This is a genomic window from Pseudomonas sp. PGPR40, from assembly GCF_022014505.1.
Classification (GTDB): domain Bacteria; phylum Pseudomonadota; class Gammaproteobacteria; order Pseudomonadales; family Pseudomonadaceae; genus Aquipseudomonas.
The window spans coordinates 195712-221716 of record NZ_JAKLSP010000003.1; the positions used below are offsets into that span (position 1 = coordinate 195712).

Annotated in this window: 21 protein-coding genes; 8 read left to right on the forward strand and 13 right to left on the reverse strand. The window is 53.4% G+C overall.

The features are described 5' to 3' along the window. The first annotated feature begins 98 nt into the window (after nt 1-98). Together MEB48_RS04825 and MEB48_RS04830 are read left to right on the forward strand one after the other, a co-directional pair. Entirely contained in the window at nt 99-1058 is a 960-nt protein-coding gene (locus tag MEB48_RS04825) for a quinone oxidoreductase family protein (protein WP_237882393.1), read from the forward strand. A 146-nt stretch (nt 1059-1204) separates the two neighbouring features. Next, nucleotides 1205-1471, forward strand: coding sequence for a hypothetical protein (locus MEB48_RS04830; protein WP_237882395.1), 267 nt, complete (start codon nt 1205-1207; stop codon nt 1469-1471). On the opposite strand, the gene leuD is transcribed toward MEB48_RS04830, so the two are convergent. From leuD to MEB48_RS04865, 7 genes are read right to left on the reverse strand one after another with little or no spacing between them, the layout of a single operon-like run. Then, nucleotides 1448-2110, reverse strand: coding sequence for a 3-isopropylmalate dehydratase small subunit (gene leuD / locus MEB48_RS04835; RefSeq protein ID WP_237882397.1), 663 nt, complete (start codon nt 2108-2110; stop codon nt 1448-1450). The two genes, MEB48_RS04830 and leuD, sit on opposite strands and share 24 nt — an antisense overlap. Next, nucleotides 2107-3516 (reverse strand): 3-isopropylmalate dehydratase large subunit, encoded by a 1410-nt coding sequence (gene leuC / locus MEB48_RS04840; RefSeq protein ID WP_237882399.1) that lies wholly within the window; start codon nt 3514-3516, stop codon nt 2107-2109. Before leuC ends, leuD begins: the two co-directional genes overlap by 4 nt. A gap of 24 nt (nt 3517-3540) precedes the next feature. Then, nucleotides 3541-4296, reverse strand: coding sequence for a hydroxypyruvate isomerase family protein (locus tag MEB48_RS04845; RefSeq protein WP_237882401.1), 756 nt, complete (start codon nt 4294-4296; stop codon nt 3541-3543). A gap of 5 nt (nt 4297-4301) precedes the next feature. Continuing rightward, on the reverse strand, nt 4302-5453 hold the full coding sequence (locus tag MEB48_RS04850; protein WP_237882403.1) for a CaiB/BaiF CoA transferase family protein: 1152 nt from the start codon (nt 5451-5453) through the stop codon (nt 4302-4304). A 59-nt stretch (nt 5454-5512) separates the two neighbouring features. Next, nucleotides 5513-7129 carry a bifunctional 3-(3-hydroxy-phenyl)propionate/3-hydroxycinnamic acid hydroxylase MhpA gene (gene mhpA, locus MEB48_RS04855; RefSeq protein WP_237882405.1) on the reverse strand — a complete coding sequence of 539 codons (1617 nt, stop codon included), beginning with the start codon at nt 7127-7129 and terminating at the stop codon, nt 5513-5515. A gap of 57 nt (nt 7130-7186) precedes the next feature. Further along, on the reverse strand, nt 7187-7993 hold the full coding sequence (locus tag MEB48_RS04860; protein ID WP_237882407.1) for a citryl-CoA lyase: 807 nt from the start codon (nt 7991-7993) through the stop codon (nt 7187-7189). 26 nt (nt 7994-8019) lie between these two features. Then, entirely contained in the window at nt 8020-8880 is an 861-nt protein-coding gene (locus MEB48_RS04865; protein WP_237882409.1) for a dioxygenase family protein, read from the reverse strand. A 106-nt stretch (nt 8881-8986) separates the two neighbouring features. Here MEB48_RS04865 and MEB48_RS04870 point away from each other — a divergent pair, with 106 nt between their 5' ends. The 3 genes from MEB48_RS04870 (at nt 8987) to MEB48_RS04880 (ending at nt 13484) form a co-directional block, all read left to right on the forward strand. After that, nucleotides 8987-9916 carry a LysR substrate-binding domain-containing protein gene (locus MEB48_RS04870; RefSeq protein ID WP_237882411.1) on the forward strand — a complete coding sequence of 310 codons (930 nt, stop codon included), beginning with the start codon at nt 8987-8989 and terminating at the stop codon, nt 9914-9916. Nucleotides 9917-10861: 945 nt separating this feature from the next. After that, the gene (locus tag MEB48_RS04875) at nt 10862-12505 is read left to right on the forward strand and encodes a CocE/NonD family hydrolase (RefSeq protein ID WP_237882413.1); all 1644 of its coding nucleotides are present in this window, start codon (nt 10862-10864) and stop codon (nt 12503-12505) included. Between the two features lie 67 nt (nt 12506-12572). Next, complete coding sequence (locus tag MEB48_RS04880; RefSeq protein WP_237882415.1) at nt 12573-13484, forward strand: SphA family protein; 912 nt, start codon at nt 12573-12575, stop codon at nt 13482-13484. A 719-nt stretch (nt 13485-14203) separates the two neighbouring features. On the opposite strand, the gene MEB48_RS04885 is transcribed toward MEB48_RS04880, so the two are convergent. After that, on the reverse strand, nt 14204-15220 hold the full coding sequence (locus MEB48_RS04885; RefSeq protein ID WP_237882417.1) for a DNA-binding protein: 1017 nt from the start codon (nt 15218-15220) through the stop codon (nt 14204-14206). Nucleotides 15221-15250: 30 nt separating this feature from the next. On the opposite strand from MEB48_RS04885, the gene MEB48_RS04890 reads away from it, so the two are divergent. Next, the gene (locus MEB48_RS04890) at nt 15251-16405 is read left to right on the forward strand and encodes a site-specific integrase (protein WP_237882419.1); all 1155 of its coding nucleotides are present in this window, start codon (nt 15251-15253) and stop codon (nt 16403-16405) included. Between the two features lie 1592 nt (nt 16406-17997). On the opposite strand, the gene MEB48_RS04895 is transcribed toward MEB48_RS04890, so the two are convergent. Genes MEB48_RS04895 through MEB48_RS04905 form a run of 3 tightly spaced genes read right to left on the reverse strand, consistent with a single transcriptional unit; the run spans nt 17998 to nt 21517 of the window. Further along, the gene (locus MEB48_RS04895; RefSeq protein WP_237882421.1) at nt 17998-18984 is read right to left on the reverse strand and encodes an ATP-binding protein; all 987 of its coding nucleotides are present in this window, start codon (nt 18982-18984) and stop codon (nt 17998-18000) included. Then, nucleotides 18981-20864 carry a Mu transposase C-terminal domain-containing protein gene (locus tag MEB48_RS04900; protein WP_237882423.1) on the reverse strand — a complete coding sequence of 628 codons (1884 nt, stop codon included), beginning with the start codon at nt 20862-20864 and terminating at the stop codon, nt 18981-18983. The genes MEB48_RS04895 and MEB48_RS04900 overlap by 4 nt, the downstream gene beginning before the upstream one ends. Then, complete coding sequence (locus MEB48_RS04905; protein ID WP_237882425.1) at nt 20864-21517, reverse strand: hypothetical protein; 654 nt, start codon at nt 21515-21517, stop codon at nt 20864-20866. The genes MEB48_RS04900 and MEB48_RS04905 overlap by 1 nt, the downstream gene beginning before the upstream one ends. 814 nt (nt 21518-22331) lie before the next feature. Here MEB48_RS04905 and MEB48_RS04910 point away from each other — a divergent pair. After that, nucleotides 22332-23219, forward strand: coding sequence for a LysR family transcriptional regulator (locus MEB48_RS04910; RefSeq protein ID WP_237882522.1), 888 nt, complete (start codon nt 22332-22334; stop codon nt 23217-23219). Between the two features lie 8 nt (nt 23220-23227). Here the strand turns inward: MEB48_RS04910 and MEB48_RS04915 are convergent, their stop codons facing one another. Next, entirely contained in the window at nt 23228-23479 is a 252-nt protein-coding gene (locus tag MEB48_RS04915) for a hypothetical protein (RefSeq protein WP_007937833.1), read from the reverse strand. 163 nt (nt 23480-23642) lie between these two features. Between MEB48_RS04915 and MEB48_RS04920 the strand changes: the two genes are divergently transcribed. Further along, nucleotides 23643-23960, forward strand: a complete 318-nt coding sequence (locus MEB48_RS04920) for a DUF883 family protein (RefSeq protein ID WP_237882427.1) — start codon at nt 23643-23645, stop codon at nt 23958-23960. 969 nt (nt 23961-24929) lie between these two features. Here the strand turns inward: MEB48_RS04920 and MEB48_RS04925 are convergent. Beyond that, nucleotides 24930-25970, reverse strand: coding sequence for an Ldh family oxidoreductase (locus MEB48_RS04925; RefSeq protein ID WP_237882429.1), 1041 nt, complete (start codon nt 25968-25970; stop codon nt 24930-24932). Nucleotides 25971-26005 lie beyond the last annotated feature (35 nt).

Consider the following 26005-nt stretch of genomic DNA (forward strand, 5'->3'; position numbering starts at 1 on the left):
TGCCTTCTGGCAGCTTCAGACTTTAGGCATCAGCACACGGCAAACACTACCTGTCACGACTAACGCAGACCATACTAATTTCGACTCGGAGTAAATACATGAAAGCTGCCATCGTAAATGCCTTCGACCAACCACCACGTTATGACGAAATTGATGCGCCGCTGGCCGGATCTGGTGAAGTATTGGTGCATGTTCGTGCGGCTGCACTCAGTCAGTTGGTACGCGCCCAAGCTAGCGGCAGGCATTACACTAGCGGGAAGACGCTCCCGATTGTGCCCGGCGCCGATGGCATCGGTCTGCTTGAAAATGGCACCCGAGTGTACTTCGCCTTTCCTCGTGCTCCTCTTGGCGCCATGGCTGAAATCGTTTCCGTAAATGCTCGATACTGCGTCGCGGTGCCAGATGGCATCGACGACATTACCGCGGCAGCAATTGCCAATCCAGGCATGTCTTCATGGGCTGCTTTGCAGGAACGTGCCCACTTCAAGCCCGGCGAGCGAGTGTTGATCAACGGTGCCGCCGGTGCCTCTGGGCGACTGGCGATTCAAGTGGCCAAACACCTGGGTGCATCGCGAGTTGTGGCTACCGCACGTAATCCCGCAGTAGAAGCGGAACTGCGGGCACTAGGCGCGGATGATTTCATTCGCCTTGATCAGCCGGTTGAGCAATTGACCGCTGCGCTACGCGAAGAGATGCAGGGGCCAGGAGTTGAAATTGTCTTGGATTACCTATGGGGACAACCTGCAGCTTGCATTCTTGATGCGCTGGTAGGCCATGGAAGCGGAAGTGCAGCGCCACGTGTGCGTTTCGTTAACATTGGCGCGCTGGCCGGGGCTACGCTGCCACTGAACCCAGGAGTACTGCGCAGCTCGGGGCTGGAGATTGCTGGAAGCGGCTTGGGCAGTGTCTCTAACGAAGACCTGGTTAAAATAGTTGGGCGTTTGTTGCAGGCGGCAAGGCCAGCTAATCTGAAGATTGAAGCACAGGCAGTTGCACTGAGTGAGGTCGAATCGACCTGGCGACGAAGTGGTAGCGAGCGCATCGTTTTCACTATGTAATCTGGCGGAGTCTAAGGAAGCGCCCGGTGGAAACCGAGCGCCTACCACAGCCATGACAGATAGCTGGAACCGTCTTTTTTAAACGTTCGGCAGGAACATCCGGTTTCCAGGGAAAAGTCAGAGGAATGAGGAGTTTGTTACGGCTTTTGAAAAAACTACTACCTACAAGCCAGTCGGCGCTCCAGGCGCGCGACAATCACCCTGAGGTGCTGTCGTTATCCGGATTAATCACAAAAAGAAAATCAAACTTCTGCCAGGCATTTTCAGAAAAATTCTTTCTGCAGGATGCTTTCGTACTGTCCAATCATCTGGGCCAGGGGCTAACTGCTATTAAACAGTTTACTTTCAGGAAAAATCACGATGGCAATTTTTTACCATCATGGCGCGCATTAACCATTGTCATCATTGATTGACAGCTCATATAGCCATGGCAGTGCACGACGGCGAGATACCTCAAAAGCTCGAATTTTATCAGCATTATGAAGTGTTAGCTCAATATCATCCCAACCATGCAGTAGTTTTTCACGAGCGCTGGATTCGATGCTAAATGAATACTTAACCTCATCTGGTGTGGTGACGGTACGAGCCTCTAGATCAATAGTGATTTGATAACTAGACCTAACTCTGACTTCTTCCAGAAATAGATTGATAATTTGTTTATCTAATGTGATCGTTAGAATCCCATTCTTCAGGCAATTTCCACGAAAGATCTCAGCAAAACTTTCGGCAATGATGACCTTGAATCCGTATTCGAGCAGTGCCCAAGGGGCATGTTCGCGGGAAGATCCACAGCCAAAATTGGCTCGAGTGAGAAGGATCGACGCCCCTACAAACTTCGATTGATTCAGTTGAAACTCTTGGTTGAGCGGACGCTTAGTACAGTCCATTCCCAGCTCTCCCACATCTAGATACCGCCACTCATCAAAAGCGTGCTGGCCAAAGCCACTTCGCTTGATCGACTTCATAAACTGTTTCGGCAAGATTGCGTCGGTGTCGACGTTGTTGCGATCCAGAAGTGCGAGCTGGCTCGTTTCCCTAACAAATGGCGTCATGACATCATCTCCGCAACATTGGTCAAGTGCCCGGTCAATGCTGCAACGGCAGCCATCGCCGGGCTCACTAGGTGACTGCGACCTCCCATACCTTGGCGCCCTTCAAAATTACGATTGGAAGTTGAGGCGCACCGTTCTCCAGGATTGAGTCGGTCAGAATTCATTCCCAAACACATGGAACAACCTGGCTCTCGCCACTCAAAACCAGCAGCCAGAAAAATAGCATCTAGTCCTTCTGATTCTGCCTGTCTTTTTACCGCCCCTGATCCAGGGACTACCAATGCCTGCAGAATATTACCGGCAACTTTTTTCCCCTTCACAATGTGAGCCGCGATGCGAAGGTCTTCGATTCGGGCGTTTGTGCAAGATCCGATGAACACCTTATCGATTTGGATCTCAATCATCGGGGTACCCGGTGCAAGGTCCATGTAACGTAAGGCGCGTTCCAACCCCTGACGCTTGATAGCATCCGGTTCCATTTGTGGATTAGGCACCAGGCCTTTAATGTCCACCACCATCTCTGGGGATGTACCCCAAGTAACCATTGGTCTCACGCGACTTGCATTGATGTACAGGGTTCGATCAAAAGTTGCCAAGTCATCAGAACGCATAGTTCGCCAGTAATCGACGGCCGCGTTCCAGTTCGAATCATCTGGAGAAAATCGCCGACCTTTCAAGTAACTGATAGTCACGTCGTCAACAGCAACGAGGCCTGTACGTGCGCCGGCTTCGATCGCCATGTTGCAGAGCGTCATCCTGGCTTCCATTGTTAGCTGGAAAATTGTGCTTCCCATGAACTCTATGGCGTAGCCTGTAGCCCCAGCCGTACCAAGCTCAGCAATGATCGTCAAAGCCAGATCTTTTGCATAAACCCCAGTGGGTAACTCGCCTTCTATCTTAATGGCGAGATTTAGGGACTTGTGCATTAGCAGGGTCTGGGTAGCCAATACATGCTCGACATCGGAAGTGCCGATGCCAAAGGCAAGCGCTGCAAAAGCTCCATGCGTTGAAGTATGGGAGTCACCGCAAACAATCGACATACCTGGTTGAGTCGCCCCTAATTCAGGCCCGACAACATGGACGATTCCTTGGTCGGCTGCCCGGAACGGAAAATATACCAATGAGCCACTTTCTCGAATATTGCGATCGAGTGTTTCTACCTGCGTGCGCGCAAGAGGATCTTCGATACCTCGTTCCCAGTGTTCGGTCGGGGTGTTGTGGTCAGCAGTTGCGATGATGCTTTCATGGGCCCAGGATTTTCGCTCTGCAGCCCTCAGGCCTTCGAACGCTTGCGGGCTGGTGACTTCATTGATGAGGTGTCTGTCGATGTAAATTAAGCACTCACCACTTTCATCTTGGAACACAACATGGCTGTGCCAAAGTTTGTCGTAAAGGGTCGAAGGCATGTTCGGTTACCGTGTGGAACTGAGTCAGAGACAGGTTATCCAGCCAAGGCCTTCAAGAGTCCCGTGCGCAGGGATGTATTCGCAGCCAACCCAACCGGAATATTGGTTGAGCCGTAGGGCTTCGGCGATTTCAAGTAGGGGCAGTTCCCCTTTGTTCGGTTCATTCCTTCCTGGATACCCTGCTAGCTGAACGTGTGCCGCTTGGAGCAAATAGGAGTCAAGAAACTCCAAAGGGTCCTTTCTTTCCATCGACGCATGGTAGATATCTAAAATGTAACCAAGGCCTTGACACTGCTTTCCCCATTCCCGCACATCACTCAATGACCGCACGAAGTAATTCGGTACCGATACCTGATTGATGGCCTCAATAACTACGGTGATCCCAATATTTGCCGCCTTCTCGACCGCCCAAGATGTGTTGGCCTTAAACACTTCGCAAGCGAGCTTATAGTTTTGGCGATCGACCACGCCCGCCGTCATATGTATCAGCGGAGCTTTGCAGATGGCCGCGAAGTGAAGCCCACTCAGGAAGTCGCTCTTGAAGTTCAGCTGTTCGCCTTCCAGTGCTGCCAAGCCTTTGGTTCCGGTGCGAAGGGGCATATTGGCTAATACTTGCTTCAGGTTGTTGCGCTCCAGAAGCGTGGCGATTTCATCGGCGCTGAAGCCTTTAGTAAACATGAATTCCACAGCTTCAAAGCCGGCGTCACGTGCGGCTTCAAAGCGATCAGAAAACGACCACTCAGTAAACATCAAGCTGATATTCGCTGCGAATTGAAGCACTTTAGTCAGGCCTTCTTGCGTTCAGCTGCGCAGTACTTATCGCGTAGCTCTGCATCGTATTCGCCCAATAAAGGTGGGGCAGTCACTTCGAGCGATTGCTCTCCATCGAACGAGACGGGAGAACGAACGGTACGCCATTGCCCTTGTATCGGGTGAGGTACGCTGATCTCCAGCCGCAAATGTTTGGCCTGTGGGTCTTCCAGTGCTTCACTGGTGTCGTACATCGGCGCATGCGGCACGTCTTCAGACTCTAGGCGAAGACACCATTCGGCACGATCAAATTGCTTGAATGCAGAGCCAAGGAGATCGATCAGCAGTTCCTGGTTTTTGATACGCATCTCCCGATTGCAGTAGAGCGGGTCTTGAAAAAGATCTGGCCGCTCGATCGCGTTGGCCAGGCCTTGCCAGAATTTTTCGGGTGACGACATGTGCAGTGCGATCCATTTGTCGTCGGCACATTTCAGAACATAAGATTGCGAGACGCTTGGGCGGCTGTATGGCCCCATAACCTCGTCCGCAGAGAAGTAGTGAGTGAAAGCATCGAGGTTGAAGTGACACATCGATTCCAGCATTGAGACCTCGACGGTGCGACCGACACCGGTGGCATTGCGTTCATGTAACGCACCCAAGATGCCGTAGGCTGCGTAGAAACCGGTCAAGGAGTCGGCCATTGCGGGGCCGACTACTCGCGGGTTGCCCGGGTTGACGAGAAGGTTGAGGAAGCCGCTTGCCGCTTGCGCTACCGTGTCGTAGGCCGGGCGCTTCGATGCTGGTCCATCTTGGCCGAATCCACTGATCGCGCAGTAAATCAATCGAGGATTGATTTGGCGTAGGCGCTTTTCACCTGCCCCCAAACGCTCTGCGGCGCCCGGTCGAAAGTTCTGAATGTATATGTCGGCGTCGCGGATCATCTGATCAAAGATCGCCAGATCCTGTTCCAGTTTGGTGTTCAGCGTCACGCTGCGCTTGTTGCGGTTATACGTTTGAAAATGGGGGCTGTAGAGACCGCCCTGGAATGCTCGAAAAGGATCACCGCTACCAGGTTGTTCAACCTTGATAACTTCCGCGCCCAAGTCGGCCAGTAACATGCCAGCATTTGGCCCTGTGATGAACGTACCCTGCTCGATGACGCGAATGCCCGAGAGAACCTTGGCCATTTTATAAACTCCTGGTGCTAGCCCAAAAAGGAAGCAGTAATTCGTGAATGAATGCTGGGTCAGCTCGCGGCGCGATCGCGGTTTTGAAGGTTGGTCCTGGTCTGCAGGGAAACCGGATCTTTAACCCTCAGGGCGCGATGTAATTGGCTGAACAATGTCGCAAGTTCACGCGCATCCTTGGCTCCGCCGAATACATAGAAGTCCGGGCGTACCAATAGGCTTGAGAAGCCCGTGTCAGCGAAAAAGCGCGAGAGCTTGCCGGTAAAATCTTGGATGGCGTCGACCGAGGAGTCATGTAAATCGCTGAGATACACACAACGACCATCGATCAATTTCAGCAACGCGAGCTCTTCCTCTGTGAGCGTGGCATACGCATCTGCATTCTTCATCAGCAGCGTAAAGCCGGTACCAAGCAATGTATCCATGCGCCCCGTAGCGCCATGGGCGTGGATTTCAGCATGAGGAGCTAACCGACCAACCCAATCGCTCTCCACCGAGCTCAATGTGCCTTGCTTGAGGTGCGGGAAGGCGGCCATTGGAGGAAAGGTGCCATCGAAGAACGCTTGATCACGTTTGGCCGCCAGCTTTTTGTCGGCAACACAGACGATCTCGCCCAAGTACACCGAGGTATCGATGATGTCGGTGATGTGCGGTTTACGCTCCACCTCATAGTCGTCAAGCAATTCAGTATCGCAATGCCCTTTGAGTACCATGTCCAGTCGCCAGCCGAGATTAAGCGCGTCACGGATACCCGAGCACATGCCTTGGCCCATGAAAGGAGGCATGGTGTGAGCGGCGTCGCCTACAAGGAATACTCGGCCCTGGCTCCAGCTTTCAGCGACCAACGAACGGAAGGTGTATACAGCGTGGCGAACCAGTTCTGCTTGGTCACGTTTCACCCACCGTTCCAGCAAGCTCCACACATAGTCAGTGTCATCCAGGCACTCGCGAGACTCATCAGGCAGGCGCATGATTTCCCAGCGACGCAGTGGACGGCCATCTTTGATGCCACCTGGTACGAAGGTGGTAGGCCTTTCTGGGTTGCAGTATTGGCCTGCTGATGGGATATCAAGCACTACCCCTTCGTTGAGCAACACATCGACTACCAGCCAATCAGCTTGGAAGCCGCGATCATTCCAGGCAATTCCCAGTGAGTTTCGAACGGCACTATTGGCACCGTCAGCACCGATCAGGTACTTGGCACGCAGTTCAACGGCGCAACCTGTTTGGTTGTTGACCACTTCCACGACTACACCGTCCTCGGTGTGCGTAAATGATCTGGCTTCGTGTTGAAGCAGGACATTGACGTTGCTAAACGAGCGCACCTTTTCATCCAACGCTGCTTCAAGCGACGGCTGGTAGAAGAAGTACGCCTCGGGGCCTCCTGAGATAGAGCCGACAGTCCAATCGATATCCAGCAGCGTTTTCCACTCTTGGTTCATCCACTGATAACGCGGAGATGGGGCACCAAACGTCGCGAATGCATCCGCACAGCCGTGGGCTTGAAACGCCCGATGGATCTCGTGATCCATGCAAACAGCACGAGGCAACGGGTATGCATATGCATGGCGTTCCAGGACGGTGACGCTATGGCCTTGTTGGCCAAGAACTACTGACAGCATCCGACTAACTGGGCCATAGCCGATAATTACCACATCAGATTTAATCTGTTTCATACCAAGCCTCGTTTTTATCTTTGTAGGCGTGTTTTCTAAACGCGTTGGCGCTACCGCTTAATCGTGGGAAGTGAACCCGGCAGGAACCTGACCGGTATATTCAAATTCGCGTGTGGCTTGATAAGAGAGAGCGAAACCGATGGGGGTGGTTTGCTCTTCGTAAAGGTGGGCAACCAAGCCAGCGCTTCGCGCTAGGATAGGAACGCCACGCAAAGCGTGCAGCGGGAAACCTGCGCCCAGCAGAACTGATGGAATGGCTGCCGAGACATTCAGTTTCAATTCACGGCCATAGATGTCCGGAATCACGCTTTCGATAGCTTCTGCGATTTTCACATAAGTGAGGTCTGATCCAGCCTTTTCAGCAGTACTGAACAACGCCTCAACCCGTGGATCACGAGCTTTGTGCAGCGGATGACCGTAGCCAGGCAGAGGGCGCTTGGCCGCGCGGTATTCGGATACAACCGCCTGAGCGGCGGCAATCACTTCGGCGCCTTTACCGATACGCTGCTGAACCTCGTCGAGCAGGACACCTGCATCCGCCGATGCACCGAGGATCACCGAGCCACAACCCAAAAGACCAGCCGCGACTGCACCTTGCATAGCTTCGGGGGAAGCGGCGTAAGTCATTCGCGCTGCCTGTACGCTGGGTACAAGGCCGTGCTCGGTAATGGCGACGAGCGTGGCATCCAGAACCGCCAGGGTAGAGACGCTTGGCTTTTTACCAGTGAGCAACGTGAAGAAATATTCGCTGAACGAAAACTTGCCGATCACGTCATCACAAAGATTCAGACCGCGTACAACGATAGTGTCTTCGTTTGAGGTGCAAATAGCGCTACGCGGTACTGTTTCTTTACCAATTTTCATGTGTGGTTTCCTGAAAGATTTTTGGCTTAAGCAGCGGTCAGCCGGAAGTCAAAAGGTACGCTGTAGTACGGTGTGTTCAGGTGTTTTCCGTCGGGGGAAATGCCGGCTGGATGCTTGACGTAGTCGATGATCAAACTGGGCTTCACGCCGAACACACAGTCGGAGTCCAAGTACGGCCCATTGGCGATAAATAGTTGGGTATTGACTGAATAAAAGCCTTCAGCACTGATCTTGAAGTGGATGTGCCCTGGGCGATTAGGGTGGCGCCCTAGCTTGCCCTGCATCAGGCCTGCAGGCCCATCTTGGGGAATGGGGTAGTAGCTAGGCTTGATCGACCAAAACGAATAGCGACCTCGCTCATCGGTGTGAAACTTGCCGCGAGCTAGCATCTCCGTCTGCTCAGGCAGCTGCATGTCGTAATTGCCTTCACCGTCACCTGACCAGACATCGAGAAGAGCATTCGCCACTGCGCGTCCATCCGCGTCCAAAACCTTACCGTAGTAAAAGGCTTTCTCGCCGCAGACACCGTTTGAGATATCGGCACCCAAGGGCAATTCAGGCGCGCCCTCCCAGTAATAGGGGCCTTCCACAGTTTCTTCCAGGCAGTCGTCACCACGGTGTTGATTGATACCAGTTGTAAGGGTGGACACGCCTAACAGGTCAGACAGCAGAATGAATTCCTGGCGCTTATCGGTGCAAATGGCGCCGGTTGCAGTCAAGAATTTGATGGTGCTGATCCACTCTTCGGGAGACAGCTTCACCTCGGCAACGCAAGCGTGTAGATGCCGTACTACGCTCGTCATAATTTCTTTGAACCGGGCATCTTCACATTGGCTGAAGCTGTCGAGAACTTCTTGGAGGTGGGCAGCGGTATTAAATTCGGCCATGGGGTATCCCCTGTTGTTATTGGCTGGTGACGGTTCTGATCGCGTGAACTCAGATTAGGGGCTATCAACCACATAGAAAAGTGATAAATTTACATAAAAACAATCGATGGCATCACTGATTGAGGCTCTAATGGAACTCCGGCACTTGCGGTATTTCTCTGCCTTAGCAGAGACGCTGAACTTCACCCGCGCAGCGGATCGAACCCACGTCACTCAGTCGACGCTTTCGCATCAGATCAAACAGTTGGAGGAAGAGTTGGGCGTTCGGCTGTTTGATCGTATCGGAAAGCGAGTAGTCATCACCGAGGCGGGAGACAACCTGCTGGCCCAAATCGCGCCGGCGCTGCGCCAGATTGACGTTGCAGTTAATTCACTCAGTACCCCTGCCGGTTCGATGGAGGGCAATATCCGAATTGGAGCGACCTACAGCTTCAACACTCGATTGGTACCCCAATGCATCGCCAGCTTTATTGCGCCTAACCCAGCCATCAGAGTCACAGCGGAAGAGCTCTCCCAGGCAAAGATTGTGGAACGACTAGAGTCAGGTGACTTGGATTTGGGGATCGCTTACAGGCCTCAAGGAACGAACGATCTATGGTTTGAGCCGCTGTACAACGAGGAAATGGTGCTGGTAGTGCGCAGTGATCATCCGCTCGCCAAACGCAAGCGAGTGCGCATGGTTGAGCTGCACAATGTGCGTATGGCGCTGCTCCCCAAAATGTTTAGTACGCGGCAACAATTGGACGAATGTTTCCGGGCCTGCGGTGCACAGCCTCTGGTAGTCGCGGAGATGAATACCATCATGCCAATGATTGAGTTGATCAGGCAGACAGATCTGGCAGGTATTGTTGGTGAGACGGCTATTGAGGTTGTCGAGGGTTTGAGTATCGTCGCGCTGGAAAATCCTACTCCGATTCGAACCCCCGGTCTCCTTTGGAAACGCGGGGGTACTGAAGACTTTGCTATTAAGCAATTTGCGGCTGTGGTGCGCCGCGCGACCGAAGCCGGCGTAGGGCGCGAACGATTTAAGCCTTAACCGGCTCCTTCAATTCTGCGCTTACTTTTACTTTGATCGGAGCAGTTTCAACGCCAGAGCTATGAAAAAGCCGACGATCAATCCCGCCACCGAAGATCTCACCAATATGCCCTTGTTCCTTCGAGTTGCTTCACGTACACCTTAAAGTCCCATCGACACGCTACTGATCAGGCTCAGTGTCCGGGCCGCGGGGGGCCTGTCGGTGTTCCCCTTGGCTACGTCCTTTTCCTCCACTATCTCCGCAGGGCCAGGCCCTTTGTTCGATGGCTTCTCAGGTACTACGGACGTATCCGACTTCTCAGCGACGTGGACAACAGGGTTACGGTTTTTGGCCTTTCCTGCTCCGCCCGATGCTTGCGCACCGGGCAACGTTGATATCTCCCAGTTTCTGTGCGAAGGACGTTCCCAACGTGCACAGGGTCTCCGACCGCGCAGGATCAGGGCATGACTGGCGTATATCGCCATGCCCCGTATTGCCTTCTGCTTCGGATAACAGCATCGGCATCCCGGATTCCTGATTACGCGGCTCAATGGCTGGCCCATCGGTTTCCCCTGTCAACGCTTCACCCTGCACCTCACGGTGCAACATGCATGACTCGGAGTCTGGTTGATTCGCCATTGCTGAATGCCGATGTTCATCCCCCCGACGCGTAGGTTTAGATGCTTCACCGGTCGCGGCATTGCTCTAGAGCTGGTTGAAAGTGAAGAATTTCTCTGCAAATGATCGCTGCCATCGATTGGATTGATCGCCAACTCATTCGGACATCCATAATGCGCTATACGATTAGCTCGTAAAAATAATGAGTGATAGCATCGATTGTTGAGATCGAAAAAGGTCATTTAACTTCTCTACCCCCCTGTAGCAGACTCGATACCAGCTCAGTTCAGAGAATCCTTGCTCTGCTCGCTGAAGCCCTTTGAATATAAAAATAAGAGGCTTGAGATATGACTCATCAGAATTTCGCACGTTCTCGTGTAGGTACTCCTCCTGTGCAAGGGGGATATCCTGGTCTCAATCCTCAGACCAAGCAGGTCGCGGAAGGCATCATCTTCCAGCAGGATGTCGCGATAAAACTGCGTGATGGAACGATAATTTATGCTGACCTCTACCGTCCGAGTGATGCCCGAGATGTGCCTTGCGTAATCGGTTGGGCGCCTTATGGTAAGCATCCTCATCTCAGTTTCGACGGCTGGCCGGGCGCGGAAGTGCCCCCAGGATCAGTGTCGGAATTTACCCCTTTCGAAGCTGCAGACCCCCTAGTCTGGTGTAAAGCCGGGTATGCCTTATTGTTTCCTGACGTGAGGGGAACTTGGGGTAGCGGTGGCGATGCTTCCTTTTTCAGTAAGGCCGAGGCTGAGGATGAGTATGACGTCATCGAATGGGCTGCAGAGCAATCTTGGTGTAGCGGTAAAGTCGGTCTGCTGGGTGTCTCTTACTTGGCCATCAGTCAATGGGGAGCTGCGGGGCTCCAACCACCACACCTCAGCGCTATCATCCCTTGGGAGGGGGTGACCGATGTCTACCGAGAGTTCTTTTTTCACGGAGGGATACCTAATACCCAGTTTGCCGAAGCATGGCAGCACTTGGTCAGCTATTCCCAAGGGTATGTGGAAGATATTGCAGCTGCGATGGCCGACCACCCTACATTCGATGATTACTGGCAAAATAAGCTACCAAATCTGGAAGCTATTCAGGTACCTGCATATATCGTAGCCAGCTGGACTGATCACGCGCTGCACACCCGGGGAACCTTGGAGGCGTTTAAGCGTATTGGCTCGAAAGATAAATTTCTAGAAATTCACGGGCGAAAAAAATGGCAGTATTACTACAAAGATGAAAGTGTTCGTAAGCAAATGGCGTTCCTTGATCACTATCTAAAAGGTCTCGACACTGAAGTTAAAGAATGGCCACCCGTTCAGCTAGAAGTAAGAGACAGCTTTTATGAAGGCGAAGTGCGGACGGAGAATGAATGGCCGCTTGCTCGTACCAGTTATGAAAAACTGTACTTGGATGGTTCAAACTCAACTTTAAAAGCTGATCCCGTATCAACGGTATCGAAGAGTGTCTACGTTTCTACCAATGTAGATCGGCTTTGCTTTGATTACACTTTTTCCAAGCAGACGGAATTGACAGGGCACTCCAAGCTTCGCATTTGGCTTTCCACAGATAAAGCTTCCGACGCTGATGTCTACGTGGGAATCCAGAAGCTGGACAAAGAAAGCAATTTTGTGAACTTTCCATTTTTTGCAACCTACGATGACGGTATCGCGGCTCTTGGCTGGTTGAGAGCTTCACATCGAGAACTCGATGAATCTCGCTCTACAGACTTTCAGCCGTTTCATTCGCACAGTCAGAAGCAACCATTGAGTCCTGGCGTTCCAGTTCAGCTTGATATTGAGATTTGGCCTGCGAGCACGCGGTTCGAAGAGGGGGAAACACTTCGGATCATCATCCAAGGCAGCGATATTCAAAAATATCGTCCTGGACTCTTTGCAGCGGGTCATTACGCTTCGAATAATCAGGGCAAACACACGGTTTACTCAGGTGGGGAATTTCAAAGTTACCTGCTTATCCCGGTAATAAAGTAAAAATTTCAGAAGAGACGCCCCCCCTTTTTCGCGGGCTACTACAAAAATAAAAATACGGTACCAGACAATGTTTAAAGCATCTTATGGTTTGGCAGCTTCGTGCGCGCTTTTTTTAGCTACTATGGCAAATGATGTAGATGCTACCGAAAATGGGCTAACTAACTATCCAGTTGGGGTGAATACCGCCTTGAACGGAATTCTGCCGACGCCAGGACAGACCTATTTCTACAACTACTTTCAATACTATCGAGCAGAAAGCTTTCGTGGGTCTGACGGTAAAAGCTCAATTCCGAAGTTTTCGGCGGAAGTAGTCGTTGACGCTCCTAGGGTAGTGCATACATGGAATCAGATGCTTGGCCCGTTCACCTTGGCGACCGGCGTGATAGTTCCTTTATTTCATGTGTCCACGACAGTTTTCGGGGAAAAGGACGTGGAAAACAATATTGGGGACGTGATTGTTCACCCATTGATGTTTGGTTATGTCAACGAGGTACACAATTTTTTCACGTTTTTAGCGCCTTTTGATATGGCACTTCCTACCGGAGAATATGACAAAAACAGGATTGCCAACACTGGCCAGAATCACTTGGCCTTTATGCCAAACTGGCAGGCCACTTGGTTTCCCAATCCAAAAATAGAAATTTCAACTGCCTTCACAGCTGAGGTTTACACAAAAAATCATGATACGAACTATCAGTCGGGAACAGTGCTTAGTGGAGAAGCACTGTTCGGGTACTCGTTCAATGATAAATGGCAACTTGGTATTCAGGGCTTTTACACAAAACAGGTCACTGATGATGAGCTAGAGGGCCATACCTACTTAGATGGCTTCAGGGGGCAGGCCGCTGCAATTGGCCCACAAATACGCTATACGATTTCCCCTGGGGTTGCGGTAATCGCTAAATACCAACATGAGTTTGACGTAGAAAATCGTTCTAAGGGCGATAAGTTTTGGGTGCAATTCGCGTTCCCATTTTGAAGAAGAAATATCCCTACTCTGACCGCTTCGTGCCGTGTCGGGTACCATTTGCAAAGCGGTGTTGCCACGCACATCACCGCTGTTGCGTCGAAGCTAACCATTTACAGCTCCTTCTGTAATGGGACGCATATCGAGCCGGCTTTTGCCGGTTTTTTTCGTAGTTCTGCCAGTTGCGCAGGCGGTGGCAGGGCCGCAGTGAACGCAGTGTGCTAGAGCTTGCTCTCTAATGATGATCTGATTCTGAGCAACTCGAACGGGAAAGCTGTTGCTTATATGGGCGAGATTTTACGTACCGCGAAGGCACTATGGTGATACGCGATTCAGCATCACGCACTGCCAGCATCCACCAAATGTTCAGCATTCAATGTCGAGCAAACAGCGCCTGCCTTTATCCTGACCTTGAAGACGCCTTGCTTGCTAGTTGAACCAAGGCGAGTCCTTGTAGCGCGAGGGACCGCAACTCAGGGGGAAGTTCCCGCCATTGCGGTTTTCGCTGCGGATCGACGCCGGTGGCGCTTTGGTCCCGCGAGTCGAGATTCCTCGGCGAGAAGTGATCGCATCACGTACGCGCGAAAATCAGGGGTACCTAGTCCGAAATAAGCTCAGTTTGTGAGCGCGCACATCTACCTGAGGAACTTGCACCGAGGGAGGCGCTGATTGTTGTCGGCTATCACCCCAAACATCATCTCCATCGCCGTCTGCTGACTACTGCTGGCGTGTCAGCTAGTTTTCGGCGGCGCTTTGCGTGGACGTCGAGGGCGCTCTGCAGTGCTTGTACTCCGGTTGGCCATACCCAGTTGTTCACCCAAGGTCTCCGCGCGGGCCTGCGCCGCAGCGGCCTGTTCGCGAACATTGGCCAACTCAGCTTCGGTGCGCAGCAAGCGCTGCAGCATGGCCTGGTGCTGTCCAGCCGCGTCGGCGCCCGCCTGGTGGTGCTGTTCTAATTGGTCGCGTAGAGCATTGGCTTGAGTTTGGGCGGTGGCGCGCTGTTCGCGGACCTCGGACAGGTCTCGCTGGCTGGTCAGCAATGTCTGCTGCATGGCCTGCAAGCGGTCATTCGCTTCCTTAAGCTGAGTGATCGCCGCTTTGCTTTCCTCGCGAGCCCGATCGATCTCGCGAAACGCACGATCTTCCACATCGCGAGTGTAGCGTTGCTGCTCAAACCGTGCCTGCTCAGCCTGCTTCTGGCTTACCTGTAGTTGCTGACGGACCTCGCCCAACTGCTGCCGCGCCTCGTCAAGCTGACCGAGCAACTCGTGCCGCTGCTGCCGCAGGTCCTCGATTTGTATCAAGCGCTGGGTCAACAGCTGCTCCAAATCGGAGAGTCGGGTCTCGGCGGTCTGTCGGGCGGCCAATGCTTCGGCCGTTTGCTGGCGAGCTTGCGCCTCCTCCAGGCGCACCCGCGCTTCCACTGCAGCCAGTTGCTCGCGCTCGACCACCAGGACTTGGCGCTGACTCTCCAAAGATTGCTCGACCACACCTTGGGCCAGCTTGATCGCCTGCTGCCAGATGGCGACAAAGGCTTGTGCCACTTCCGCCGGCAATCCCGGCAGACGGGCCTCACCGCGCAAACGCCCGACCAACGGGTCCCACCATTGATCGAGCAGGCTGCCGACGCGCGCCGGGCTGCCGCGGCCCAGTTCCAGACGGACACGCTCCACGGTCGGCCGTTCGCCGCGCGCCAACACCGCATCCGCGGCGGCAAACACCTCGTGTTCCGGTACCCCTACCGCCATGACCCACCTCTGGCTAGGTCTGATAATAGAATGTTATCCGCCGTTAATTCCGAAGACGGAAATTTCAGTCCGAGGGCCGTACTCAATAACACCGATCAGTTAGCGCTGGTCGACGCAACGCCCCTCGACCCGCATGTTCTGGCGCTCAACGCCCAGGAAGCCGCGGCCGCGTTCATCGCTGCGGGCACCGCGACGAACACGGTACGCAGCTACCGCGGCGCCCTCACCTACTGGTCGGCCTGGCTGCAGTTGCGGTATGGCCAGGCGCTGGGCGAAGCCCCGCTGCCGCCGGCGGTGGCGATTCAGTTCGTCCTTGATCATTTGGCCCGGCCGCTGAGCGACGGTACCTGGGCGCACCTGCTGCCGCCGGCGATCGACGCCGCTCTGGTCGCCGCCCGGGTCAAGGGCGGACTGGGGGCGCTGGCCTTCAACACCGTCAGTCACCGTCTTTCGGTGCTCGGAAAATGGCACCGGGTCAATGAGTGGGACAGCCCAACCGAGGCGTCGGCGCTGAAAACCCTGCTGCGCGAAGCGCGCAAGGCCCAGTCACGTCAAGGCGTGACGGTGCGTAAGAAGAGCGCGATGGTGCTTGAGCCGTTGCAGGCGCTGCTGGCCACCTGCGACGATGGCGTGCGCGGTATTCGCGATCGCGCCCTGCTCCTGCTGGCCTGGAGCGGTGGCGGGCGACGGCGTTCGGAAATGGTGGGCCTGCAAGTCGGCGATGTACGCCAACTGGATGCGGACACCTGGCTGTACGCCTTGGGCGCGACCAAGACCGACACCGGCGGTGTGCGTCGCGAGAAGCCGTTGCGCGGGCCGGCGGCACACGCCCTCACTGCCTGGCTGGCTGCCGCGCCAGCCGACAGTGGCCCGCTGTTTCGCCGCCTGCACAAGGGCGGCAAAGTCGCCACTGACGGTCTGTCGAGCGACCAGGTGGCGCGCATTGTCCAGCGCCGCGCTAAATTGGCCGGCCTCGAAGGCGACTGGGCGGCACACAGCTTGCGCTCGGGTTTTGTCACCGAAGCGGGACGTCAGGGGGTGCCATTAGGCGAAGTGATGGCCATGACCGAACACCGCAGCGTCACCACCGTCATGGGCTACTTTCAAGCGGGCTCGCTGCTCAATAGCCGCGCTACCTCACTACTGCCTTCACCCGAAGACCCGAAACGAAGCGAAAGTTCCTGAACAAGATTGAAATGGCGTAGAGGACGCCAAGGCGAAAGGGTCGAAGTACTGCATTAACAGTGTCAGGGGCCGACGATAGGTGCTGCATCGTGACGTGCTCTCCGCTCTATGCTCTTTCAACCCTACGCAATCACCACCGAGTCTTGCGGCCTCAATGGCAGCGAGTTCAACAGGCCGCATGGCCAGTGATATGAACTGCAGATGGCACGACAGCAACAGACTTACCCCCATCAGATGAACCAAACCATGCCTCTTCAGACGACAGACAAGCAGAGTAATGGTGGTAATGGAGTACGCGATACGACGTGAACGATGCCGGCTCGACGAACGCCACTAACCAGAGTGGTTTTCGTGGACGCTGAATTTGCTCCAGCAGGCAGGTATCCGGTATTGAGGAGGGACGATCAATCATACGAGCGATCGTCGCAATAGATTCCACAACCCAGTCACAGAATTGATGTGTGAGAAACCAAGCAGTGACGCTCAAGGGCACCGCATGCGCATCGGCACTCTTTGCAGAACCACAGAGCCACGTGTTTATCACGGACAACGAGACGCTGCGTCTCCCCCCTTCTCCCCTCACACACGGCTCACTGGAATGTCCACACCAATGTCTTAAGAGGAGGCAATAGGCTTCCTCGCGATGCCTTTGCAAGCCATCTAGAGTGTTCGCAGACAGATGTGCAATATGCCAGCGCTTACGCAGATGGCGTAAAATTGACTTCAAGCATTGCACCAGGTAACCGGCGACCTCAGGGCGGGAGTTTGCAGCATTAGTCGAATACCGTTTGCGGGGTGATCTGACCCGTGCCCCCCTAATCTGAATGTAACCGGAACAACTGCTCCAGTCCTTATCATTCCAATCATGTCCATACAGTGGCAAGTTCGCCATGGCACACCATTGATCGAAGTCACCACCACGGGAACCGCAAACAATGTAGCCGGGCCACTCCTCAACCGCACCGCCGTTTAAAGACTGCACCGTGGTCCGTTGTCCATTCGCCCACGCAATACGGTGAGCACGCGTTATCGTGTGCAGGTCGAAAAAAACAATGTTCCCACGTCGAACGCCCAGAGGTTCTCGGCAGTGAGCACAGCGAAATGGGTGACTCAACAGCGTGCTGCTCCAATTATACAACATGGATTTGCCGCAATAAGCACAACTGCTTCGCAGGGGGAGGGAATGGAATGGGCATCTGCTAAGTGCTTCAACTTGAAATATGGTGTAATGCCTGTGTGCACTGGCGCAGATTGAGCAGTACCGAAAATACGGGCAGCCGACAGGCGCTTTAAATCCAGGACGCAACGAGAAAAACATTTCATTGAGTTGAGATTGACTGACTCCTAACCAACGCATTGCCTGCTCAGCGTTGATTAAAGCCATATCCGCCAGGCCTTTCGAGCCGGAATAATAGGTCAGTATTCTGGATTTAAAACGATCCACCAGATCCCTTTTTGATAGCGTATTCGCGAGGGCAAATCGACACAAAACGGCATAAATGGACTCATACCGATCAATGGTCCCACCTGACGAATAATTCAGCTTAGCCAACTGAGGTGAGCGGTCGGTATTTATTAGCTGCTGAAGACTATTACCTTCCATAATCATGCCTCGACGGGCTGGAGAGCGTCGCTAAATAGAGTGAAAAATCTCCCTCGGCGAGCAAAAAACCAATAAGCTCTTTATCAATCGTAAAATCAGGCGCATCCCTAAAGCAGTACTCCTGAAATAAGGTCTCGACCAAGATGGTGAGATGCTTCATCGGAATCCAATGCTCTAAAAGTTTACCATTAGCATCAATAGCCTCGACAAACGCATTCCATATTATCTCAGTCGCCTCTTGCAGGCGAAAGCCGGCCAAATACGCTTGCGGAAAGAAAAACCGGGTAAACGGCCACGCCAAGTCAGACTCTATGATGGTGTCATACCCGCCTAAAACCACCTTAAGTTCTTCAGGATCTCTGACACCATGAAACTCAATGGCCTCTCTCATCAGGCGATCGGTCAGTATACCGTTCCCCCGGTCAATATAGTTTTGTCTGAATGCAACAAGGGTACTTTGACCGACCATTACAGAGATCAGCCGAACATTGTGTCGTTCTAGCTTATCATATATTTCACACAGCCAATTCAGCTGCAGGTCTGTCCATTTTTGCGGCTCATCTATAAATAACAGAAACAAACGTTTTGCGTTTCGTTCACCCATCAAAATCATTCGGTCCACTGCACGCCTTTTGCATTCACCGGAGGAGCCATTGGTACTGACTCCGAGTTCCTTGCATAGATCTGCAAAAAAATCGCGCTCCGAAATATATAATTTTGTTTCACCTTCTAAAGTAGCTGTGAATAGACCCTTATATTTAGCTTGTGCTACCTTCTGTAGATATCGGATGGCCGATGATTTACCTATACGCCAGTGCCCCCACATGACAAAACCGCCCGAGCGTCGACGCAGTGTCTTATCTAGGTATTCCCACACTAGGGAGATTGAATCGGTAGGCACGAGGTAATTTTGCGAGCACAACGGGTGTTCTTCAATTGCTTTAGGTCTGATGATAGAAGTGTCCAGAGCTGTCATTTTTTATCCCCCGTCAGTATATACCCTAGGGTTAAGCGCTCAATTGGCTTAGTGACGGGTTTAGGCGGCCGCTCGGTTTTTGACGGTAACGTAGCAGCCCCTAGATGCTTAAGGTTATACGTTGCTGTTTCGCGTTCTTTCCACCCCTCCGACAACTGCAGCGAGTGCAATAAGTCGGGTATGGAATCACCCTCCCGGTACGCAATCTGGCCGCTTTTAAGACTGCGCTGAAGTCTAAGTCGCAACTTCTCACTATGAGGAGAACTCCAAAGGCTTGGGGGAAAAACCTCCCCCAAATAACCCCCCTTCAAATCATAAACACGCAGATAAGAAATGTTCATCGGGTCCCATTCGACCATCACTTCGCCACCTACAGAAAAGCTCAGAACAGGCAAATTTCTGTATCTGGCCCCTTTGAAATTTATAAATGCGCTTTGCGGTCCATCTTGGTGAACAGGGACTATGGCGGTCCGACAGATAAACTTACGAATGTCACGATTTTCAGGACGCAACCTGGGGAAGATGAGCTCCCGCTCTGCAACCGAACGTAAAAAAAGCTGGAGGGGACTGTGAGGAGTTATCCCTGTGTGCGGTCGGCCATTGTAGTCAGATATCACCACATCCAATGCATGATGCAATTCCTCAACGGTCAATAGAAGCGATAAATCGCCTCCTTTTGGCGCCAAACGCTTGATAATTTCATCCTTAGGGCGCGCCCCCGTTGTGCCTATTACCCGATGAGAGAAATTATCCACCAAATAACGGAAAAAAGTTTCTACAATCGCTCGTTCGTTGGGTCGGTGAGGCGGTCCAAAGTCATCAATACAGCCTACAACATCACGCAGTTTAGCCTCGACATCCTTAGCCTTATGGGACATGGCATTATCGAGTTTGTACACTAACCCGCAACACCAGAACACTTCCGGACTTTTGTCACTTGGAAATCCACCCTCCGCTCTATACTTGAGTCCTGGAATAACAGCGGGAGGTCTTTTATGAGGCGCTAACGAGTTATAGATGGCGGTGAGCACATCCGTCTGATCATAGTTCTTACCCAACGCCAAACTATAACCAAGCACGCATCGGGTAAACACATCGATCACTAGAATGACCCACAGCGTGAGAATTTCCGTCACGCAAGTTAACCCGTAAGTGTCAACTTCTCGTACCGTCAGACGTATATCCAGACTATGGCCATCCAGCTCCACTTCTTGAAGCGGTTCAATAGGAGGAAGGATGGCAAGATCTTCGGCGCTCCGAGTTTGCGCGCGCTTTTCTTGCGCGATTTCTCTCGCTTTATTGTGCAAATGTCTGGCGAAACTTCGTAGCGCTTTATCCTCTCGTGTAAAAGGATACCGGGGAGCGAAAATCCCGAGCTCTTTGCATTTCGTCAAGAACCCGTTATGAAAATCCACCAGCCGTCTGGTTCCACCTTCCTTACGAGATCTATACAGACTGGCATAGCGCCGCATCAAACTGTCAAGTTCGGGATGACGTTTCAGTAACTCTGAAAATACACCAGCCTCACCGAACGCTTGCTGTTGATCTCCTTCACCCGTCAAATCCATGTGGCGCTCATTGGGCTTGACTCGAAACTGCGAAATAGCAGCTCGATAACCTATATACTCCCCCACTTTATCAGGCTGAAGTGCTTTTTCGATCATCAGATATAAGGAAGACTTTGCCACACCGTATCTATTTTGAATTTCCTCACAGCTCGCCCCCTGAAGAAAGAATGCCTTCAATGCGGATATTCGATTTTGAACCTTCCCCCTGAGTTCCTCAGGCAATACTCGCAAGTCAGGCGTCTGCCAATCTTCAAATTTTACACCCTGCAGCAATAGCCTAGATTTGGAAAATCGCTGTTTTTGGTCGTTCATTAAACGTCTCCTTTCGAAGAACATACAACTAGCGTATTGCTAGCGATCCATCGTTCGTGCAGAGAGGGCAGTTGAAATTTTCCAACTCTGACCATTTCCAGCGCGAACGCCAGCCCCCTGCCATCGCTGAATCCGTCAAGCTGATCAAAACTGTCAAGCGCACATGAAGAGCAATGGCTGAGACTGAAAACAAACCTTTTGACATTCTCAGCAGTAATTTCATCCTTCCATCGCGTAATAAATGACAAAATTTTAAAACGGTTCCACACTTCAAACTTGGCGTTATTTATCACTTCTTGTCCTAGGCGTTTGCTGGCAACGCCCACTGCCTGGCAGCATTGCTCGAATGCTTTCTCCACCGTCTCGAGCCCCGACTCGGCGATATACACCAAAGTTTCGGAGTTAAGATAGACAAGTTTAAATGCGACAAACAGACGTCCATCCGTCGTTTTGAAAACCTTATTGACGGGAGTAAAACTTAAGAGATGCCCGTCAAATTCTAAACGAGCCCACTCTATCACTTGTGTCCGGTAATAAAAATCAAATGGACTTCGGTTCTTCATGCTGTAAACCCGGAACAGATGGGCCCCCTTGGGCCGCGAAATATTTTGGAATGGCGCTTCGCCGAACAAGCCGGAATTTTCATCTTGCATAGCAGTGCCCTCCACAGGCGAAGGAAAGTTCATGACATAACAAATTTTTATTTACCCGACAGCTACAGATTGACCGCGGAAGTGACCACAAAGCGACTCCGGGACTATTTAAAGATGATTGACGAGTACATTGGGCGCGGCGCCTCCCTATCAACGTGTCAGCCCGGAAGTCAAACTCGTACATCAACCGAACAAATATGGCTATGCCGCTATTATTCAGGCTGGATAACCAAGGGCGAGAGCGCAGATCGGGAGACAAGGAGCAGCAAGCGAAACCGCATTCGCCAACAACCCCTAAGAAAGGCAATAGATAAAAAAAAGACATACCTTACCTCCAAGAAATTAATTCTTCGGAAAGTAAGGGCTGCCTTTATCCTCTTAGGTACTCTGGGGGCATCCTCACAACAGCAGAGATCAAGCTATCAAGCCACTCGCCGACTTGATAATAGTTTTTCTCTGTTAAAAACTCCAAACCAAAAGACGAGCACTATTAAAGAAAACTTCGACCCATGAGAAAGTTCAAATTAATGATCTAAAAATCAATAACTTACGTGACAAGCAGAAATCCATCTCCTTCTAAACAGTCCGCGATTAAAAGTCCATACTTTTTGTCTCCACGATAAAATATCCATCTAGTCTGTCGCTAGGCTGCAACCACCATGGACTTTTCAACAGCAAAAAAACAAGAAACTCTAAATCCTTATGACTTTACATCACCTTTTTTCCCTTTTTTCATATCAATTACTCTCTGTATTTTTTGCAAAGTTCAAAGTAGAAAGTCCAGCATCTTTGTCGGTGCGGGGTCGACCTCAATCTGCTCAAAGTCTTCGAAGCCCTGCATGAAGAATCCAGCGCCAGCCGTGCCGCGCTACGTCTGGGCGTGACGCAATCGGCGGTCAGCGCGGCGTTGCGCCGATTGCGTGAGGTGTATGGCGATCAATTATTCGTGCGCACTGGCCGAGGTCTTGCGCCGACGCTCCAGGCCAACCAGTTGAAACCGGTGATCAGCGATGCCCTGAATAAATGCCGACAGAGTTTGGCGATGGTCGATCCGGCCGCCCACCAGTACGAAGGACGCTCGGTCACGGTCGGCTTGTCGGATGATTTCGAAATCGCCTATGGGCGACGATTGATCGAAGAGATCGCTGATCGCGCGCCGAAACTGCGACTGATCTTTCGCCAAACCCACAGCCAGATCGTCGCCCGGGCCTTGATGGAGCGCAGCATCGATCTGGCGATCACGGCAGGCGGGTTTGCCGAGCGTTTGCTCAGTCGTCAGGTACTGGGTGAGGGAGATTATTTGTGTTTGGTGGATCCCCGCAGTCTGACCGAAGGACAGCAGACTCTCAGCCTTGAGGCGTTCGTCGCACGCGAGCACATTCTGGTGTCATCGGGCGGTTTTATCGGGATTACCGATGAAGGCCTGGCGGCGTTGGGGCTGAGTCGGCGGGTATGCGCGTCGACCACGCACTTTGCCGCGTTGCCGTATCTGCTCAAGGGCAGTCAGGCGGTGGCGACCATCCCGGCTCATGCGGCTCGAAGTATCGCCGCGCTCAGTGGACTGGCGCTGCTGCCCTGCCCTTTGGCGCTGCCACGCTATCCGATCGAGCTGGGCTGGCGCACCAGTACGCAGCTCGATCCGGTGGTGCTGAAAGTGCGCGAGGCGATTATCGCGACCTTTTCCCACTCTACGGGGGGATAGGGTCGAATTTATTTAGCGGCCATCAGCCGATTGACTTCACTGCGCACCATGTTCGCGAATTCCGGGGGTGACATGCCGTCGAGTTCGGAGCGGACCCATTCGGCCCATTTGCCTTTGCGCTTGGCACGCTCACCGAACAACCGTGCAGCCTCGCCCTTGGCTTTGCCCAGGTTGTTTTGCCAGAGTTCGAACAGACGGGATTTTTCATCTTCAAGCGCCGCGCGCTCGGCAAGGGGTTTGTCGGCCAGATTGAAGCTCATGGGAATTTCCTGCTGCGTAAAATAGGCGACATCTTACACTGTAGGAAGAAATGTCCTGCCCTGGATTTTCCTCAGGGTGTCGTCGCCAGGCAAATGGCTGCAACTTTTGTCATGGCGCCAGACTCCATTGTTCACTGCCCATTCACCTGCAAGGAGTACTTCAATGGCCCGTAAAATCATCGATCAAGTCGCCGACGATCAAATCAAGGATCAGGTCTTCAGCGAACTTCAGGCCCTGATCGAAGAGTCGGAAAAACTGCTGAAGAGCAGTGCTTCACTGGTCGGTGAAGAGGCGGACACCCTTCGCGGGCAAATCGCCCTGAAACTCCAGCAAGCCCGGGGTTCAGTCTCCGGTATGCGTGATCGGACCAGGCCCGCGGTCGACGCTACCGAAATTTACATCGGTGGTCATCCTTGGCAAACCGTGGCTATATCCGCGGGATTCGGTTTGGTGGTGGGGCTGTTGTTGGGTCGGCGTTAAAAATGCCGGTCAGTTAAGCTGCGGAACCTGTGGGAGCGTGGCTTGCCCGCGATAGCGATCTATAGGTATCTACGGATCTTCCTGAGTTTGATAGTGGTGTACATATCCGTTTCTGCGGTAACGGCCACCTAGGGTTCCGCCCTGACGGCGGGTCACTTTCGAAAAGCCTGCGCGGCCCGGCGGAAAGTAACCAAAGCGCTCTTGCCCCTGTCGTTCGGTGCCTCGCTAAGGCTCGGCATGCCCTCGCTCCGGTCCTGCTCCGTGGGCCGCCGCGATCGGCCATCCCTGGCCGTGCGCGGCTAACCCGGCATCCATGCCGGGTTGCCCACTGCGCAGAACCTCCACTCGGCCTCTCGAGGGGACGGTGCATCGAGATCAACAGCTGCAGGCGAGCTAACGCTCGGCCTGTTGAGTGGTGAAAAGCAGAGTGGATGGGCGCTAATTCTGGATGTGCGCTGATTTTTTTGTGGCTTGTCGGGTCGCCGCATCGCTGCGATGGCGGCCTGTCAGCCGACCCATCTTCCCCGGATGCACCCGGTCCAACTGTGGGAGCGGGCTTGCTCGCGAAGCTGTTGATCTTGCCGTTGCCGTTGCCGTTGCTTTGGCTTTTGATCCTGATCTGCTTGCCCCTTTTCCCAGAGGCCGAACGCAGGCGTTGCGCAGGGGGCACCGCGGCAAGGATGCCGCGGTAGCCGCGCACGGCCATGGATGGCCGATCGCGGCGGGCCCCCGGAGCAATGCCGGAGTGAGGGCATGCCGAGCCTAAGCGAGGCACCGAATGGCGGGGCAAGAGCCCTTGGTTACTTGGGGCTTTTCCAAGTGACTCGCTGTAAAAGCGAAACCGCCAGCGGCCGTTACCGCAAAAACGGATATGTACTCAAAAACACCAAGCACCAAGCACCAAGCACCAAGCACCAGATATACCGCTTTCGCGAGCAAGCTCGCTCCTACAGTGGATTGCATTTGAGGCTAAATTCCGGCCAGTTCCCGCAGATCTGCCAACGTTTGAGGGTCGAGTGCAATGCCGTCGATCTTGGCTTTGGCACGCTGCTGATGACGCCGATCACCCGGTAACCGCTTGAGCCCCACACCATGCATCTGCCGGACCAGTTCCTGACTGCGCTCGGCAAAATTCTGCCCCGCCGATTTGCTCGGATCGATCACGATCAGCAGTTGACCGGTCCAGGGTGTTTTCGCCCCCGGATGGTTCGACCAGTCGAACTCGAAAGAAAAATTGCCCCCCGTCAACGCCGCCGCCAGCAGCTCCACCATCATCGACAGAGCCGAGCCCTTGTGCCCGCCAAACGGCAGCAAGGCGCCACCTTCAAGGATCGCTTTCGGATCCTGGGTCGGCTGGCCGAGGCTGTCCACGCCCATGCCCGCCGGCAAACGCTCGCCTTTACGGGCAGCGATCTGTACATCGCCATGGGCGATGGCGCTGGTCGCAAGATCGAAGACGATCGGATCACCGTTGGCCCGAGGGGCGGCGAAGGCAATCGGGTTGGTCCCGAACAGCGGACGATCGGCACCGTGCGGCACCACGCAGGTCATGCTGTTGACCACACTAAGGGCCACCAGACCTTCGTCGGCAAACGGCTCGACGTCCGGCCACAAGGCGGCGAAATGGTGGGAGTTACGAATGGCCAGCACCGCAATGCCTGCGCTACGGGCTTTTTCGACCAACAATGGCCGTGCCGCCGCCAGGGCTTGTTGCGCGAAACCGTTGCCCGCATCAACCCGGACAAACCCCGAGGCCACGTCCTCGACCACCGGCACTGCCTGACCATTGACCCAGCCACTCTGCAGCGTCGACACATAACCGGGAATGCGAAAAACACCGTGACTGTGGGCACCGTCGCGCTCGGCGCCGGCGCAGTTGAGGGCCAGGGTTCTGGCGACAGCGGCTGAGGTGCCGTGGCGCAGGAAGATCTGCTCGAGCAACGCCGTCAGCGCTTCGAAGGACAGGTTTTGCGAAACCGCAGTAGACACATGATCGTGTGGCGCAGACATCTGAAGCTCCAGAGTAATTATTGGAGGGGGCAACA